This window comes from Shewanella sp. AS1, from assembly GCF_021412565.1.
GTDB lineage: Bacteria > Pseudomonadota > Gammaproteobacteria > Enterobacterales > Shewanellaceae > Shewanella.
Map to the genome: position 1 here is coordinate 18157 of NZ_JAKCLJ010000007.1, position 17180 is coordinate 35336.

Below are 17180 nucleotides of genomic sequence, written 5' to 3' on the forward strand. Positions count from 1 at the left end.
AAAGAGGTAAGGACAAAAAAGAGGCCGAATTGTAATCACTTTCGCTATGGCCGTCAACCGGCAAAGCGCTTAAGTGGATAAATTCTGCCTCTGTATCTTCTTATTAAGTTACCCAAATACACTATCTAGTGTGGATAACTCTGTGAATGGGCACTATATCTTGTGGATCTAGTGATCATTGCTTAGATCGAAGGTCGCACATTATAGATCGATCTGGATCGCTTAATAAAGCTGAGTTTGCTGCTTTATTTAAATATTTTGATCGAACGAGATCTTAGAGGATCTCCACAGAAAAATAATGATGATCTAACTGGGGATAAATCCATTTAAAGGATAGCGATCCTCGTTATCTCACTATAGAATACATCTCTTTGATTGGATCTTTTGGGGATAAATACGTGGCGGTTTCTCTTTGGCAGCAATGTATCGGACGACTACAGGATGAGCTTTCTGCTCAGCAATTCAGCATGTGGATTAGACCGTTACAAGCCGAAATGGACGGGGACACTCTCGTATTATATGCACCTAATCGTTTTGTGCTCGATTGGGTAAGGGATAAATACCTTAACAGCATTAATCAATTTTTTACTGAGCAATTAGGCAACAGTGCGCCTAAGTTGCGTTTCGATATCGGCAGCAGACCAGTTAGTCAGCCTGCAAAACCTGCTGTATCGGTAAAGACGCCCGTATTATCAAATGTGCAGTCGCCCGCTAAGCCTACCTTTAACAGCAACGAACCTGCAGTGACGACAAATCACAGAAGCAATATTAACCCTACTTATCAGTTTGATAACTTCGTTGAGGGTAAGTCGAACCAGTTAGGTAAGGCTGCGGCACTGCAAGTCGCTGAAAATCCTGGTGGAGCTTACAATCCACTGTTTCTTTACGGTGGTACTGGTCTGGGTAAGACCCACCTGTTACATGCAGTGGGTAATGGCATTATCAAGAATAAACCCGATGCGAAAGTGGTTTATATGCATTCAGAGCGTTTCGTGCAGGACATGGTTAAGGCGCTGCAAAATAACGCCATCGAAGAGTTTAAGCGCTACTATCGCAGCGTGGATGCACTGTTTATCGATGATATTCAGTTCTTTGCTAACAAAGATAGATCCCAGGAAGAGTTTTTTCACACATTTAATGCCTTACTTGAGGGTAATCATCAGATCATTTTGACATCGGATCGTTATCCTAAAGAGATCGATGGTGTTGAAGATCGTCTCAAGTCCCGTTTTGGCTGGGGACTCACAGTCGCCATCGAGCCTCCCGAGTTAGAAACCCGAGTGGCGATTTTGATGCGTAAGGCTCAGGAGAGCGGCATCAACCTTCCCGATGAAGTGGCTTTCTTTATTGCCAAGCGTCTACGTTCCAACGTGCGTGAGCTGGAAGGGGCGCTTAACCGTGTGATAGCTAACGCCAACTTTACCGGACGTCCGATCACTATCGATTTTGTGCGCGAAGCCTTAAGGGACCTGTTGGCATTGCAGGAAAAATTGGTCACTATAGACAATATTCAAAAAACCGTTGCCGAATATTATAAGATCAAGATGGCTGATATGTTATCTAAGCGTCGTTCGCGCAGTGTGGCACGTCCCAGACAGATGGCGATGGCCTTGTCGAAAGAGCTGACAAACCAGAGTCTGCCTGAGATAGGTGACGCCTTTGGTGGACGGGATCACACCACTGTGTTGCATGCATGTCGTAAAATTGCGCAACTGCGTGAAGAAAGTCATGACATTAAAGAAGATTATGCTAACTTAATCCGTACGTTATCTTCATAAATCAGGGAATTGGATCTAATGAAATTTTCAATTGATAGGGATGCCCTATTAAAGCCGCTGCAGCTGGTGAGTGGCGCGGTGGAGAGACGACATAATCTACCTATCCTGGCTAACCTTTTAGTAGAAGTGAGTAATTACTCACTAAAATTAACAGGTACAGATCTGGAAGTGGAATTAGTGGGTCAGGCGCAGCTACAGGGTGATGTCCAGGATGGGCGTACCACAGTGCCAGCCAAGAAGCTGCTCGATATTGTCAAATCGCTACCAGAACAGGTCGAACTTAAGATTGAGCAACAGGACAACCGTTTGCTGTTACGCTCTGGCCGCAGCCGCTTTACCTTAGCGACTCTGCCTGCCGAAGAGTACCCCAATGTCGAGGCCTTTCAGGCAGATATTCAGTTTACCATTAAGCAGGGCACGCTTAAGTCGCTTATTGATGCCACTCAGTTTTCCATGGCAAACCAGGATGTGCGCTATTACCTCAACGGTCTGTTACTGGAAACCGAAGGTAATGTGCTGCGGGCTATCGCTACAGATGGCCATCGCCTGGCCTTGAGCCATCGTATGATTGAGGAATCTCTGCCAGAGAAGCAAGTTATTGTGCCGCGAAAAGGGGTACTCGAACTGCAACGTCTGTTTGAGGGGGAAGATCTGGATGTCACTATTGAGATTGGTGATAACGCGATCCGCGCCACGACTCAGAGTGCAGTATTTACCAGCAAGCTGGTGGATGGTCGCTTCCCAGATTACCGCCGCGTGTTACCCAAAGGCGGCGATAAAATAGTGATCGCCAGCCGCAACCAGTTAAAACAAGCCTTGCTTCGTGCATCCATTCTCTCTAACGAGAAGTTCCGCGGTGTGCGGGTACAGCTTGAGCCTAACTTAATCAAGATCACAGCCAATAACCCTGAGCAGGAAGAGGCGGAAGAGATCTTAGATATCGATTATGACAACACACCACTAGAGATAGGCTTTAACGTCAGCTATCTCCTGGATGTGTTGAACAACCTGCCTTCTGACGATGTGCGTATCACCTTAATTGATGGCAACTCCAGCGCCTTAATTGAAAACCATATCGAAGAAGATTCTATGTATGTTGTGATGCCAATGCGTCTCTAACGGGAAGGGATTAACGCCTTTATTGGGCGTTAATCTTTGCTGTCTGGCTGAACATCTGAGTATTTCATGAGCTTATCTCGGCTTCATATCGACCGTTTCCGTAATATCACTAATGCTCAGCTGCAGTTAGGCGATGGATTGAACCTGATCTATGGGCAAAACGGCAGTGGCAAAACCAGTATCCTCGAAGCCATCTATTTTCTGGGCATGGGGCGCTCTTTTCGCAGCCACTTGTCCCAACGAGTGATCCAAAATAATCAGGACGATCTCACCCTGTTTGCCCAAATGGAGCAGGCCGAACAAGTCTATAAAATCGGTTTACGCCGTTTTCGTAGCGGTGATATTCAGGTGAAAATCAATGGTGATAAGATAAAGCGCCTGTCGACATTAGCCGAAACTTTGCCCATACAGGTGATCACCCCAGAAAGCTTTTCGCTACTTTTTGAAGGGCCTAAGGCGCGTCGCCAATTTATCGATTGGGGCGCCTTTCATACCAATCCACATTTCTATGATGCCTGGACTAAGGTTAGGCGGATTTTAAAACATAGAAATCAATTGCTTAAAAATGAAGTTAGCTACCAGCAGGTACAACATTGGGATAAAGAACTTATCCGTTATGCAGAACTGGTCACCGACATAAGAAAGCAATATGTGGGCTCGTTAAATGAACGACTTAAGGGTATAATCGAAGAGTTTTTACCTCAGGTAGATGTTAAGGTTTCTTTTACCAGAGGATGGGATAGTAAAACCGATTATCAGACGTTATTGGAAACGCAATATCCCAGAGATTTAGCAGCGGGACACACCACGAGTGGACCCCATAAAGCAGACTTAAGATTACGTGTTGGCACCTTGCCTGTTCAGGATGCTTTATCCCGGGGTCAGTTGAAGTTATTGGTGTGCGCACTACGCATAGCGCAGGGAAAGTTGCTGAAACAACAGATAGATAAAAACAGTATCTATTTGGTGGATGATCTACCATCGGAATTGGATGCAAAACACAGACAACTGTTGCTGCAGCAGCTAAGCGATACCGGGGCGCAGATTTTTGTCACCGCCATCGAGCCTGCAGCGATAACGGATTCGTTAGGCACGCCACCAGTTAAGATGTTCCATGTGGAACATGGGCGTGTAACGGTAATTGAAAAACCATTGAGAGAATAATATGTCAGAGAATAGTTACGATTCTTCGAGTATTAAGGTACTAAAAGGCCTTGATGCAGTACGTAAGAGACCTGGGATGTATATTGGGGACACCGACGATGGTACGGGTCTACATCACATGGTATTCGAAGTGGTCGATAACTCTATCGATGAGGCTTTGGCTGGGCACTGTAATGATGTGAGCATTACTATCCACGCTGATGGTTCGGTATCGGTAAAGGATGACGGACGTGGTATTCCCGTGGCAATTCACCCAGAAGAGGGTGTATCAGCGGCGCAGGTGATCATGACGGTACTGCATGCGGGTGGTAAGTTCGACGATAACTCCTATAAGGTTTCTGGTGGTCTTCATGGCGTAGGTGTCTCAGTGGTAAACGCCTTGTCAGAAAAGCTGCAGCTCACTATTCGCCGTGATGGCAAGCTCTATGAGCAGTTTTATACCATGGGTGAGCCGGATGCGCCGATTAAAGAGATTGGCGATGCGACTAACACAGGTACCGAAATTCGTTTCTGGCCGAGCCCGAAAACTTTCTCAGATACCCAGTTCCATTTCGATATTTTAGCTAAGCGAGTTCGTGAACTGTCGTTCCTGAACTCGGGAGTGGGGATTCGTCTTGCCGATGAGCGCGATAACAAAGACGAGTTTTTCAAGTATGAAGGCGGTATCAGTGCCTTTGTTAACTACCTGAACACCAACAAAACGCCGGTAAACAAAGAGATCTTCCACTTCGTGCAAGAGCGTGAAGATGGCATTACTGTTGAAGTTGCTATGCAGTGGAATGATGGTTTCCAGGAAAATATCTTCTGCTTTACCAACAACATCCCTCAGCGTGATGGCGGTACCCACTTAGCCGGTTTCCGTAGTGCTCTGACCCGTAACCTCAACACTTATATGGATAAAGAGGGCTTTAACAAGAAAGGTAAAACCTCGGCCACGGGTGATGATGCCCGTGAAGGCTTGACCGCAGTTATTTCGGTTAAAGTGCCGGATCCTAAGTTTAGTTCTCAGACGAAAGATAAACTGGTTTCCAGCGAAGTGAAGACGGCTGTTGAGCAGACCATGGGTGAAAAGCTGGGTGACTACCTGCTTGAAAACCCTAATGAAGCCAAGCTGATTGTCGGTAAGATCATCGATGCGGCTCGCGCCCGTGAAGCTGCCCGTAAAGCCCGTGAGATGACTCGTCGTAAAGGCGCATTAGATTTAGGCGGCCTGCCGGGTAAGCTGGCGGATTGCCAGGAGAAAGACCCTGCGCTTTCTGAAATCTACATAGTGGAGGGTGACTCTGCGGGCGGTAGTGCTAAGCAGGGTCGTAACCGTAAGAATCAGGCGATTCTGCCGCTTAAGGGTAAGATCCTTAACGTCGAGAAAGCCCGTTTCGATAAGATGCTCTCTTCACAGGAAGTGGCGACACTTATTACCGCACTTGGCTGTGGTATCGGCCGTGATGAATATGATCCAGACAAGACGCGTTATCATAATATCGTTATCATGACAGATGCTGACGTCGACGGCTCGCACATTCGTACCTTGCTGTTGACCTTCTTCTTCCGTCAAATGCCTGAGATGATTGAACGTGGCTATGTCTATATTGCTCAGCCACCTCTGTATAAAGTGAAAAAGGGTAAGCAGGAGCAGTACCTGAAAGACGATCCTGCGCTGGTGGAATACCTGACGAACCTGGCTCTTGATGGTGGTGAAATTCACTCTTCACCAGATGCGCCAGCCATGTCGGGCGCACCGTTGGAAAAACTGGTTTATCAGTACCGTGAAGTAGAAGCGATTTTTGAGCGTCTAGATCAACGCTTCCCAACCATGTTAACTGAACGTATGTTGTATCAGCCTGGCCTAACCCCAGAGCTGCTAGCCGACGAAGCCAAAGTAAAACAGTGGTGCGATAATTATGTTGCGGCGTTAACCGCAGCAGAATCGGGTGGTTATATCTTCAGTGCAGAAGCCTTCCTCGACCCAGAGCGTCATGTCTATCTGCCTAAGGTGACTATCCGTAAGCATGGTATCGATACTCACTACTTGTTCTCTTATGAGTTCCTGCAGTCTAGTGATTATCAGCGTATTACTAAGCTGGCTGGAGAGCTTGATGGCCTCATCGAAGAGGGTGGTTATGTTAAGCGTGGTGAGCGCGTTAAAGAGATCACCTCTTTTGTTGATGCTTTAGATTGGTTGATGACAGACTCTAAGCGTGGCCTCTATATCCAGCGCTATAAGGGTCTGGGTGAGATGAACCCTGAGCAGCTATGGGAAACCACAATGGATCCTGAGTCGCGTCGCATGCTGCGTGTAACAGTAGAAGATGCGGTTGCGGCCGATCAGCTGTTTACCTGCTTAATGGGCGATCAGGTTGAGCCGCGCCGTGACTTTATCGAGTCAAACGCCCTGAACGTGGCGAACCTGGACGTTTAACATAAGACGTTTAAACATAAGACGTTAAAAGTGAGCAATAATCAAAACCCCGGCATTTTTCCGGGGTTTTTTGTTTCTGTCTGTCAGTGGATGAGAGTCTTAGCTAGCTATTGCGATGGAGCATTCTTGCTAAGCGTTCAAAGTATTGCTGCCATTCATAGTTGGCGCTCTCAACCTGGTTGGGACTGACATGCTCAAATGTAAATCTTTGCCCCGGTTGCCTCTGTGCCACCTTCCAGAGATCGGCTTCAATCACTCTGGCAATCACTGGGTAATTTCCCGTATTCTGGTTGTCGGCCAGAGAGATGCTCACTTTTCCCTGTTCTGAGACCTGTACCGTGCCGGGTAGGTTGGGGTTTGGCGCTAATGCTGTTTGAGTGGCTATTTTGATGGCAGAGCTTAGTGACTCACCTTCTAAAAAGGCGGCGCTCCGGCTAGATTGCGCTGCAAGTATCCACTCTTTGGCCCAGAAACTTTTTCGGCTCGATGTGGTAAAGAGATCGAGTTCAGCACCAGGCAGAGCCCTTAAAATGCCGTCATTTACCCTTTGTATCACGCCTATGGGGCGAGAAATTTGATTCTTGGGTGGATTCAAGGACAAGCAAGCATCTGCCTTTAAATGCTTGCACAGTGATCCACCTGCTTGTTCAGTCATACCGCTAATATTTGCAATGCCACCCAGAATGGCAAGGTAGCCATAGATGCCTGTTTTAGGTCCATGAATAAACAGCCGTTCACCGGCATTAACCTTGGCCCGCCAGCCACTTCTTAATGGTCTATCCTCAACCCTGGCGTCAAAATCGGCCCCGGTTAATGCGATCCAGCTTGTTTGCTGAAAATAGAGCACTAATGCTCCCGAGCTTAATTCTCTCTTACAGAACACTCTCGCACAGAACTCGAGCGTTGGGCTGTTATCCTGATTGCCTAGCAGTCGGTTAGCGAGAATAAGCGCCTGTCTATCGACGGCGCCCCCATAGAAGCCATTTTGCTTGGGTCGCTTACGACCTAAATCTTGAATGCTTATCTGAATGTCGGCTTGCAGAAGGTTAATCATTACAATGCATCATAGGTTGAGTTTGCTTGTTGGAATCTATGCCGCGCATAAACAAAAGCAAATAATACTTGAGTTAATCGCTGTGACCTATTTATAAAACCGGACATAAAAAAACGCATCACAAGGATGCGTTTTTTCAATGGCTTATCCATTATTGAAGCAGAGAAATATCCGCAACGTGAAGGAACTGTTCGCGTAGGTTAGATAACAGGGCTAAACGGTTATTCTTTAGCGCCTCATCATCGGCCATGACCATCACATCTTCGAAGAAAGTATCGACACTTTCACGCAGATCGGCCAGCAGCACTAAGGCTTGCTGATAGTCAGCATTGGCAAACAGTGGCTCAAGCTGTGGTTGTAACTCACCTAATTTCGCCGCCAGGGCTTTCTCGGCTGCTTCAACCAGCAGGGTAGAGTCAATCTTGGTCGCAAGTTCGCCTTCAACCTTAGCCAGAATGTTGGATACCCGCTTGTTGGCCGCGGCCAGTGCAGCGGCCTGTTCCAGACTTCTGAAGTGGCTGACCGCCTTGATGCGGCTGTCGAAATCGGCCGGAGAGGTGGGGCGACGGGCTAATACCGCCAGGATCACATCCACACTCACATCTTGATCCTGATACCAGGCGCGGAAACGTCCCATTAGGAATTCCAGCACTTGCTCGGCAGTATCTGGATTACTGAGGTTTTCGCCATGAAGGGCTTGTGCCTTGGCGATAAGATCCACCAGATCCAGCGGTAGTTTGTTTTCCACGCAGATACGCAGAATACCGATAGCAGCGCGGCGCAGTGCGAACGGATCGGCGGCGCCTTTAGGCGCCTGACCAATACCGAAGATACCGACCAGAGTATCGAATTTCTCTGCCAGTGCCACAGCGATTGAGATATCGACAGTAGGGACTGTATCACCGGAGAACTTAGGCTTATATTGCTGCTCCAGTGCCAGGGCGACCGCTTCGGTTTCACCATCGAGGCGGGCGTAATGCATCCCCATGGTTCCTTGCAGATCGGTAAACTCCATCACCATGTTGGTCATCAGATCTGACTTAGAAAGCAGACCGGCGCGGGCTGCTTGCTCGCTATCGGCGCCAATTCCTTGGGCGATAAAGCCAGCCAAGGCAGAGATACGCTCGACTCTGTCTTTAATCGTGCCAAGCTGCTTCTGGAATACCACAGTCTCTAAGCTGCTTAGGCGTGATTCCAGACTGTGTTTTTTATCGGTTTCGAAGAAGAATTCGGCATCAGCGAGGCGAGGGCGAACCACTTTTTCGTTACCCGAAATGATCTGCTGTGGATCTTTAGATACTATATTTGTGACGAAGATAAAGTGTGGCAGTAGTTCACCCGCCTGATTAAATACTGGGAAGTATTTCTGATCGCCTTTCATGGTATAGACCAAGGCTTCTGCTGGCACATCGAGGAACTTCTCTTCGAAGTTTGCCGTGAGTACCACAGGCCATTCCACCAGAGAGGTGACCTCTTCGAGCAGATCTTCCTCTATCTCGGCAATCCCGCCCAAGGTCGCTGCGGCTTTTTCCGCATCGGCTTTGATTAAAGTCTTACGCGCCTGGTAATCGGCGATGACTTTGCCTTGGGTTTCAAGGCTGCCCAGGTAGTTATCAGCATGATCCAGTTCGAAAGAATCAACACCCATGAAGCGATGACCACGAACAGTACGCGCCGATTTAATCCCCAGTAGTTCGCCTTCAATCAGCTCGCTACCCATCAACATAGTGACAGTATGAACTGGGCGAATAAATTGTGTTTTGCTGCTGCCCCAACGCATAGGTTTAGGAATGGGCAGCTTGTCTAGCGCACGTTGCGCCATCTCGGCGACTAAGGTCTTAGTTTCGACACCGACGACTTTTGCCTGATGCAGCAACCATTCACCCTTATCTGTCTTTAGACGTTCGGCTTGCTCAACTGTGATGCCATTACCACGGGCCCAACCCATAGCGGCTTTAGTTGGATTGCCATCGGCATCGAAGGCTTGAGCAATAGCTGGGCCGCGCTTTTCAACGACCTTGTCTGCCTGTGCTGTGACCAGCGCCTCGATATTAAGCGCCAGACGACGGGGTGCAGCATACCAAGTGGCAGAGTCATAGCTTAACTCGGCTTTATTTAACTCTTCTTCAAAGTTGGCCAGGAAAGATTCGGCTAAGTTACGCAGTGATTTTGGCGGTAACTCTTCTGTACCCACTTCAATGAGTAAGTTTTCAAATTTCATCTCAATACCTCTTTACTTACACATTGGGAAGCCAAGCGCTTCACGAGCTTGGTAGTAGGATTCGGCAACGGCTTTGGCCATGGTGCGAACGCGAAGTATATAACGCTGACGCTCGGTCACCGAAATTGCATGGCGTGCATCGAGCAGGTTGAAGGCGTGAGAGGCTTTCATCACTTGCTCATAGGCTGGCAGCGGTAGGGGGGGGTCTAGTGCAAGCAGATGATTACAGGCTTTTTCGCAGTCATCGAACTGCTTAAACAGCACTTCAACATTGGCGTGTTCGAAGTTATAAGCCGATTGTTCTACTTCGTTTTGATGGAACACATCGCCATACATGATCTTACCCATAGGGCCGTCGGTCCAGACCAGATCATAGACGCTGTCGACTTCCTGGATGTACATGGCCAGACGCTCAAGCCCGTAAGTGATCTCACCCGTTACAGGGCTGCATTCGAGGCCGCCCACCTGTTGGAAGTAAGTAAACTGAGATACTTCCATGCCGTTCAGCCAGACTTCCCAGCCCAGACCCCAGGCGCCCAAGGTTGGCGATTCCCAGTTATCTTCCACAAAGCGCACATCATGGACACCCATGTCCACACCCAAGGCTTCCAGCGAACCCAGATAGAGCTCCTGAATATTGCTTGGCGATGGCTTTAGCACAACCTGAAACTGATAGTAATGCTGCAGGCGGTTAGGGTTTTCACCATAACGGCCATCGGTAGGACGGCGACAAGGCTGAACATAGGCGCTGTTCATCGGCTCCGGGCCTAAAGAGCGCAGGAATGTCATAGGGTGAAAGGTGCCCGCACCGACTTCCATATCCAGCGGTTGAACTATGGCGCACCCTTGCTGCGCCCAGTATTCTTGCAGGGTTAGGATAAAACCCTGGAATGTTTTTACGTCGTGTTTCGTCGTCATGTCTACTACTGTCGGCTTGTGATAGAAAATGGTTTCGATTATACCTTGTTGAAAACCGCTTATGTAGGTTATTTTTTACCATAACCGCGCAAAATCAGGAAAATATGATGGATATAAAACGTTGTGCCTGGGTGAGTGACGATCCTCTCTATCAGGCTTACCACGATAAGGTGTGGGGCAAACCTGTTTATGACAGCCGTGAACTCTTCGCCAAATTATGTCTGGATGGACAGCAGGCCGGTCTTTCCTGGATCACCATTTTGAAGAAGCAGCAGAATTACGAGGCGGCATTTGCCGATTTTGACCCCTATATCATCGCCCAATTTGATGAACATAAGGTCGAGGAGTTATTGCAAAACCCAGGTATTATCCGCAACCGTCTAAAGGTGAACTCCATCATAAGAAATGCCAAAGGCTATATTGCATTTGTTGAACAAGGTAATGATTTTTCTGAGTTTTTATGGAGCTTTGTCGGCGGAAAACCTAAGCTGAATCATTTTAAGTCGATTAATGAGTTACCCGCACAGACCCCTGAGTCTGAAGCCATGTCCAAGGCGTTAAAAAAGCTGGGCTTTAACTTTGTCGGTCCGACGATTTGTTACGCCTTTATGCAGGCCGTGGGCATGGTCAATGACCACACCCAGGATTGCTACTACTATCAAAAATAGCCGTGGGTATTTTTGTGTTAAATAAACAAATCTGATTGTTAGCGTTGGAAAACTAGTTTCGATGGGTCGTCAGTTTGTATATAGAGCGCCTCAAATCTGGTTTCACCGCTGCTTAGCTCTGTCTGCTTGATAAATGTGATGTTCTTGTCAAATTCAGAAATTTTATCAACGACTTGCTGTTCAAGTTTGTTTGCCGTTAAGGAGAGCACGCAGACCCTATCGGCACAGGCATATTCCTGTTCATATATTTGAATTTCTGCCAGAGAGGCTAGGTTATCGGCGAGCAAACCATAGCGCTGTTTGGCTGTCTCGTTGATCTCATCTAACGCCTCTATCTGATTGATAAGCTGACGTAAATCATCATTAAAAATTTGTTGAACTGCTTCTCTATCAACGGCGTCGTTGCTATCTATAATAAGTCTAGTTAGTTGTTCTTGATCGACAATTATATTTGAAGCTTCTAGTTGGCTTTCTTCTTCGTTATGATTTTCTGTCTCTTTATGGAGTTGGTTCTGCTGTATGGCAGGGTCATTATTGAGCAAGTTTTCTTCTGGTTGGATACCTAGCTCTGGGGATTTGGTTAAAGGTGGCCTCTGCGAGGCTGTTTGTGCCGTCAGGGGTGATGACTCATCTTTGGAGTTGGTCGGTTTTAGATGGTAGGTTGCGACTATGATTATTGCTATGGTGAAAGCTATGCCAATCCTTTTCATCTCTTCTTCCTTGTGGTGTGTGTTGCCATAAGTAATCTATCAATTTAAGCTTGTATTAGCGAGCCCTGTTGTTTGATACGTTTTCTAATAAAAAGGGTGTTTCACGTGAAACACCCTTTTTGTCATCAATTTTGCTTGTTTTGAATCGCTTTTAAATTTTCATAAAAATAAAATTTACCGGTGAAACACCGTCAGATTTTAAAATTAAAAACGGATCAATTTTCAAAGAAAAATGGCTTTCTCTGGATTTTATTCCCATTGAGCTGATTCATGGTTTCAGCATCATAGAGTTTGCCGTTCACCATAGTATGGATAACTTTATCTGTGACTCGGATGTCTGCCAATGGATCGCCATCGACCACAATCAGATCGGCCAGTTTGCCCACTTTAATGGAACCAAGCTGATGATCCATGCCGAAGGTTTCCGCCGGATTGATGGTCGCGGTTTTCAACACCTCCATATTGCTCATGCCGCCCTGGGCAAACATCCACATCTCCCAGTGTGCAGCAAGGCCTTCACGCTGACCGTGGGCACCAATGTTAGGTTTTACTCCAAGTTGGTTCAGTTCATTAGCGACACGAGCCACATTGAAGTGATTATAATGTTCATCCGGTGCGGTTGGTCGGCGCATGGATCTGGCTTGCAATAGATCGCCCGGCACATATTTAGACAGGCGAGGGTGGGCCCAAACATCGGTTTTATCGTACCAGTAGTTCTCACCCGCGATACCACCATAGGCTACGACTAGAGTCGGCGTATAGTGAACATCACTCTGGCCCCAGAACTGTTTTATATCGCTATAGATCTTCTCTGCAGGTAGAGAATGTTCAACCGTGGTGTGACCATCGGCAATCATGGTCAGGTTGTGTTGCAGCAGGCTGCCACCCTCAGGTACAACCATCATCTCCAGCTCACGCGCGGCGGCGATCACCTGCTGACGCTGATTGCGGCGTGGCTGGTTATAGCTCTTAACACTAAAGGCACCGACCTTTTTCAGTCGTTCTAGGTGGAATTTTGCATCCTCCAAGGAATCGATATGTGAGGTATAACCAGGCATATTAGCGCCATAAAGGATAGTACCTGTAGAGAATATACGCGGCCCGGCAATCATGCCTGCCTTTTGCTGCTCAGACGCGGCAAAGATCTCAGTAGTGTCATTTGAGGGATCATGAATGCTGGTCACACCCAGAGACAGATTCGAATAGAGTTCCCAGTTTTGCTGCGGGATTATCTCATTCTCGGCCTGAGCACCGTGAGCATGGGCATCGAACAGACCTGGCATCAGCGTCTTACCGCCGATATCGACCACTTGTGCTCCGGTTGGAATGGATGTTGTGGCATCGCCGACAGCGACAATTTTATTATCTTTGACTATGACAACGCCATTATCTATGACTTTATCATCTTCCATAGTGATCACTTTGCCACCGACAAAAGCCACAGTTCCACGTGGAACATCCGCTTGCTGCTCGAACCCTATTTGAGTGATGGTGGGTTTAGCGGTTTTATCACTCTTGTCAGCCTGATTGCCCGAATCACCCTTTGCATGATATTGGCCGTCGACATCGACCTGATATAGCTCAGGCCCAAGGGTCCAGTAGAGCTGGTTGCTACTGCCATTCCAGCTGATGCTTTCCCCGGCACGAACGCTTAATTGAGTGACCGGCAGATTATCGGCCTTAGGGCCAATCTCTATGGTTTCACCATGTTTAGCAAAAGGCGTTACCCATACTTTAAAACGCTCGGCGAAGGCCAGCTGTGTGCCGTCCGGTGAAACGCGAAATTCGGTGGCATGTTTGCTGGTGTAGTGCACTCGCTTCTGGAAGCCATGTAGATTGACAGAAGCAAGCTGAGGCGTTTCACCATGCTCCATAAAATAGACACGATCCGATTTGGCACCGAATTGCGGCTGATAACCGTCCGGTGTGATCTTCTTGTTTTGTTTTTGCTTGATATCTACCTGATACAGGCCAGGTTCCTGCGACCAGGTTCTCGGGGTGATATAACCGCCTTTGATCTTACGGTAGACAACCAGCTGACCATCGGGAGAGAAGGTGGGTTCAACATATTTACCCGGTTCCTGGGTTAACACATGAGACTGGGTGCTGTTGACGCCTATGACCTGTACGCTGCCTTGTTGATTGTCATCCCAGGTGGTGAAAACGATATTCTTGCCATCTCTGGACCATTGGGGATCGAGTTCGCGCAGTTCATCAGGCAGCTCTGTTAAACGGCTCACCTTGCCCTTGGGCAGAGATTTTATCCAGAGTTTACCCAGGGCTTCGTAAACGACCTTGTCACCCTTAGGGGAGACCTGAGCCATACGTAGCATTTTGACATCAAACTTATCCTGGTCGATATTCTGTTTAAAGCGAACCGATGGCTGAATTGCCAGTTCGGTTTTTACCTTGAATGGAATATCTTTAACTTCTTTATTATTGATATCTAAGCGATTAATCTTACCACCAGCCCAAAAAACGATCTCTTTGCTATCGGCTGTCCAGCTCATAGTGGGGTAGACACCATGGATCGCCCAGGTTTCCTGCATATCTCTGTCTAACTTGTCATAGAGCTTGGTTTTTTCACCGGATTTGAGATCCAGCAGGTACAGAGTGGATTGGAATCCATCACGCTTGATGTAAGCCAGCTTAGAGCCATCTGGGCTTGGGGTAGGGCGTATGGCACCGCCTGTACCTTCTATCAAGACTTCGATATCCCCGGACTGGGTATCGTAACGCTTAATCTTATAGATACCTTTTACCGAGTCTTTTGAGTAATGGAAGGTTTTTCCTGGGGTGTCATCCTGACTGAAATAGACATAGCGGCCATCGGGTGAGTAGGCAGGTTCACCTAAATCTTTCTGCTCGTTAGGACGCTCGGTTAGCTTTACCCCTGTGCCACCTGCGACATGATAAAGCCAGACTTCACCCGCCCCTAAACTGCGGCTGCCGGTAAAGTGTTTACGGCCAATCAGATATTGGGAGTCAGGGCTCCAGGCTGGGCTGTTTAGTAGTCTGAAGGTTTCCTGGGTAACTGGACGTGGATTGCTACCATCGGCTTCCATTATCCAGATATTGTCACCACCATCCTCATCCGAGGTAAAGGCAATATATTTGCCATCCGGGCTGTAGACTGGCTGCATCTGCCAGGCGATCCCCTGAGCCAGAGGCTTAGCCTGGCCACCGCTAATAGGCATCTGATAGATATCACCCAAGAGGTCAAACACGATAGTCTTCCCATCCGGACTGACGCTGACATTCATCCAGGTGCCTTCATTGACATCGATTTTTGCCTGTTTAAAAGGGGCGTTTTCAGGCTGGTTTACTTGCCATTTAGGGCTGGCGTCTTCTGCTAAGAGTGGTGCAGAAAAACAGAGGGCAATGGCCGCGCATAAGGGCTTTATTGATTTTTGTAGCATTATTATTCCCTGTTAATTTTCCCTGTTAACTTGCGTGTAAGGCACAGGTTTTCGAGTGGGCTTTATTTGTTGTTCTTTATCGCACAAATCCTGTAACAGGAAAACCCTAATTGTTGATACCAGGTTAATTACAGGTGATTAGATGTGGCCATACAGACAATAAAAGTCGATATGGCTGCATTTGGAGAAGAGAAGCTTGAGAGACGAGTTTAAAGTTCTTGGGGATCAGTTAAATAAACCCGATCGCTAATATTGATGTGGGCATCGGTCAGAACTCGGCAGGTGACCCCTCCGCGCCAATCTGGCTTAAGCGCAGCTTCTAGGCCGGCGTGGGCCGCTTCCATTTTATGACAGGGATCGGTTTCGCCTGTGATTAACAGTTCGAGCTCACCTATCTTGAGGATTTTACCTTTATGGCTGGCGTCGAACTGCATGCCTTCTATCAACAAGTTGGCTCTGCGGACTGTCCAGGGAAGTGTGGCATCGAGCTGATCACAGGCGAGTTGCCATTGCTCTGACGAGAGCACTGTGACCTGCCGTTTACTGGATTTTCCGTATATATCCTGTGCCACGCCAGTGTTTGTTGTGACGAGTGCACTGGTGGTTTCCAGCATTGGACCGTTTTTTACTACCTTGTAACTAATACCTTGTAAGCTTGCCATTCTTAGTGCGTCCTTGTGAGTTTCACTCCAGTGTAAACTGGCGTGAGTCACTGTGACAAGGGGCGTACTTAGGACTTATAAGCCTTTTTTAATCAGGTATTGATAAGGGGTGGACTCGGTTTGGCTGGCAAGCAGGGTGTGGTCCATAAACTCGCAAAAACTTGGAATATCTCGGGTCGTAGCTGGATCGTCGGCGATAATTAACAGCGTCTCTCCCTGATGCATTTTACGTACAGATTTTCTGACCATCATAACGGGTTCTGGGCAGCGTAGCCCCATGGCATCGAGATGATGTTGTGCGTCGGAAAAAGGATTGCTCATAAATATAACCTTGATGCTGATACGTCAGTAAAATCGCCACTTCTAACAGTGAGGGCTAATATTACGCCAGCGTCATAGGCTTGCCAAGTTGCGCGCTGGGTTTTGTGAGTTACAAGGCGGTTTCGGCTTTAGCCTTGGGTCAAGGGCACCGGCTTGGCGCGGGTAATTTGAGCCAAATCTGCCGGCGCCAACGCGATATCCAGGCCACGCCGTCCACCACTGACATAGATGGTTTTCAGTTCAGCTGCGCTGGCATCGATAAAGGTGGCGAGCGGCTTTTTCTGTCCAACAGGGCTGACGCCACCTAATACATAGCCAGTTGATCTCTGCACCTTATCAGGGGAGGCCATGGCCGCTTTCTTGGCGCCAGCGGCTTTCGCCAGCTGTTTCATATTAAGCTTCTGCGCTACGGGAATAATGGCGACAACCAATTTGCCCGTGTCCAGCTCAGCAACCAGGGTTTTAAATACCAGCTCGACCGCTAGATTAAGCTTCTGAGCAGCCTCAAGGCCGAAGGCGTTGCCAGTTTCGTGCTGATATTCCAGTAATTGATAATCGATTTTTGCTTTATCCAGAGCTATGGTTGCGGGTGTCATGGGTTAAAATCTGCGGTTAAGAATAGGTTTATAGTGTGCCAAGCCCTAGCGGAACTCAAGTGTGTTTCACGTGAAACAGGTGAAAAAAAGAGTAGCCAAATTGGCTACCCTTTTCATTAGTCAGCGTCTTA

At 47.8% G+C, this 17180-nt stretch carries 13 protein-coding genes; 5 read left to right on the top strand and 8 right to left on the bottom strand.

Features of this window, described 5'->3' with window-relative positions:
- Window positions 1-398 precede the first annotated feature (398 nt).
- The 4 genes from dnaA (at window position 399) to gyrB (ending at window position 6480) form a co-directional block, all read left to right on the top strand.
- Window positions 399-1778: a chromosomal replication initiator protein DnaA gene (dnaA, locus tag LZP69_RS10850; protein ID WP_234200592.1), complete on the top strand. Its 1380-nt coding sequence runs from the start codon at window positions 399-401 to the stop codon at window positions 1776-1778.
- An 18-nt stretch (window positions 1779-1796) separates the two neighbouring features.
- On the top strand, window positions 1797-2897 hold the full coding sequence (dnaN, locus tag LZP69_RS10855) for a DNA polymerase III subunit beta (protein ID WP_234200593.1): 1101 nt from the start codon (window positions 1797-1799) through the stop codon (window positions 2895-2897).
- A 66-nt stretch (window positions 2898-2963) separates the two neighbouring features.
- Window positions 2964-4061 carry a DNA replication/repair protein RecF gene (gene recF / locus LZP69_RS10860; protein WP_234200594.1) on the top strand — a complete coding sequence of 366 codons (1098 nt, stop codon included), beginning with the start codon at window positions 2964-2966 and terminating at the stop codon, window positions 4059-4061.
- 1 nt (window position 4062) lies between these two features.
- Window positions 4063-6480: a DNA topoisomerase (ATP-hydrolyzing) subunit B gene (gyrB, locus tag LZP69_RS10865; RefSeq protein ID WP_234200595.1), complete on the top strand. Its 2418-nt coding sequence runs from the start codon at window positions 4063-4065 to the stop codon at window positions 6478-6480.
- A 103-nt stretch (window positions 6481-6583) separates the two neighbouring features.
- Here gyrB and LZP69_RS10870 read toward each other — a convergent pair whose 3' ends face one another.
- The 3 genes from LZP69_RS10870 to glyQ form a co-directional block, all read right to left on the bottom strand.
- The gene (locus LZP69_RS10870) at window positions 6584-7534 is read right to left on the bottom strand and encodes a biotin-dependent carboxyltransferase family protein (RefSeq protein ID WP_234200596.1); all 951 of its coding nucleotides are present in this window, start codon (window positions 7532-7534) and stop codon (window positions 6584-6586) included.
- A 151-nt stretch (window positions 7535-7685) separates the two neighbouring features.
- On the bottom strand, window positions 7686-9755 hold the full coding sequence (glyS, locus tag LZP69_RS10875; RefSeq protein ID WP_234200597.1) for a glycine--tRNA ligase subunit beta: 2070 nt from the start codon (window positions 9753-9755) through the stop codon (window positions 7686-7688).
- 12 nt (window positions 9756-9767) lie between these two features.
- Complete coding sequence (gene glyQ, locus LZP69_RS10880; protein ID WP_234200598.1) at window positions 9768-10673, bottom strand: glycine--tRNA ligase subunit alpha; 906 nt, start codon at window positions 10671-10673, stop codon at window positions 9768-9770.
- A 107-nt stretch (window positions 10674-10780) separates the two neighbouring features.
- Between glyQ and LZP69_RS10885 the strand changes: the two genes are divergently transcribed.
- Window positions 10781-11341, top strand: coding sequence for a DNA-3-methyladenine glycosylase I (locus LZP69_RS10885; RefSeq protein WP_234200599.1), 561 nt, complete (start codon window positions 10781-10783; stop codon window positions 11339-11341).
- 38 nt (window positions 11342-11379) lie between these two features.
- Here LZP69_RS10885 and LZP69_RS10890 read toward each other — a convergent pair whose 3' ends face one another.
- From LZP69_RS10890 to ybaK, 5 genes are all read right to left on the bottom strand, one after another.
- Window positions 11380-12051: a hypothetical protein gene (locus LZP69_RS10890; protein ID WP_234200600.1), complete on the bottom strand. Its 672-nt coding sequence runs from the start codon at window positions 12049-12051 to the stop codon at window positions 11380-11382.
- A 215-nt stretch (window positions 12052-12266) separates the two neighbouring features.
- Window positions 12267-15470 (bottom strand): amidohydrolase family protein, encoded by a 3204-nt coding sequence (locus tag LZP69_RS10895; RefSeq protein WP_234200601.1) that lies wholly within the window; start codon window positions 15468-15470, stop codon window positions 12267-12269.
- Between the two features lie 209 nt (window positions 15471-15679).
- Window positions 15680-16132, bottom strand: a complete 453-nt coding sequence (locus LZP69_RS10900; RefSeq protein WP_234200602.1) for an MOSC domain-containing protein — start codon at window positions 16130-16132, stop codon at window positions 15680-15682.
- A 75-nt stretch (window positions 16133-16207) separates the two neighbouring features.
- On the bottom strand, window positions 16208-16453 hold the full coding sequence (gene tusA, locus LZP69_RS10905) for a sulfurtransferase TusA (RefSeq protein ID WP_234200603.1): 246 nt from the start codon (window positions 16451-16453) through the stop codon (window positions 16208-16210).
- Between the two features lie 128 nt (window positions 16454-16581).
- Entirely contained in the window at window positions 16582-17049 is a 468-nt protein-coding gene (gene ybaK, locus LZP69_RS10910; protein WP_234200605.1) for a Cys-tRNA(Pro) deacylase, read from the bottom strand.
- Between the last annotated feature and the right edge of the window lie 131 nt (window positions 17050-17180).

What these genes read in the sequence shown, in the direction of transcription:
- dnaN (WP_234200593.1), top strand. Translation starts at nt 1,797, where the DNA reads ATGAAATTTTCAATTGATAGGGATGCCCTATTAAAGCCGCTGCAGCTG.
- recF (WP_234200594.1), top strand. Translation starts at nt 2,964, where the DNA reads ATGAGCTTATCTCGGCTTCATATCGACCGTTTCCGTAATATCACTAAT.
- gyrB (WP_234200595.1), top strand. Translation starts at nt 4,063, where the DNA reads ATGTCAGAGAATAGTTACGATTCTTCGAGTATTAAGGTACTAAAAGGC.
- LZP69_RS10870 (WP_234200596.1), bottom strand. Translation starts at nt 7,534, where the DNA reads ATGATTAACCTTCTGCAAGCCGACATTCAGATAAGCATTCAAGATTTA.
- glyS (WP_234200597.1), bottom strand. Translation starts at nt 9,755, where the DNA reads ATGAAATTTGAAAACTTACTCATTGAAGTGGGTACAGAAGAGTTACCG.
- glyQ (WP_234200598.1), bottom strand. Translation starts at nt 10,673, where the DNA reads ATGACGACGAAACACGACGTAAAAACATTCCAGGGTTTTATCCTAACC.
- LZP69_RS10885 (WP_234200599.1), top strand. Translation starts at nt 10,781, where the DNA reads ATGGATATAAAACGTTGTGCCTGGGTGAGTGACGATCCTCTCTATCAG.
- LZP69_RS10890 (WP_234200600.1), bottom strand. Translation starts at nt 12,051, where the DNA reads ATGAAAAGGATTGGCATAGCTTTCACCATAGCAATAATCATAGTCGCA.
- LZP69_RS10895 (WP_234200601.1), bottom strand. Translation starts at nt 15,470, where the DNA reads ATGCTACAAAAATCAATAAAGCCCTTATGCGCGGCCATTGCCCTCTGT.
- LZP69_RS10900 (WP_234200602.1), bottom strand. Translation starts at nt 16,132, where the DNA reads ATGGCAAGCTTACAAGGTATTAGTTACAAGGTAGTAAAAAACGGTCCA.
- tusA (WP_234200603.1), bottom strand. Translation starts at nt 16,453, where the DNA reads ATGAGCAATCCTTTTTCCGACGCACAACATCATCTCGATGCCATGGGG.
- ybaK (WP_234200605.1), bottom strand. Translation starts at nt 17,049, where the DNA reads ATGACACCCGCAACCATAGCTCTGGATAAAGCAAAAATCGATTATCAA.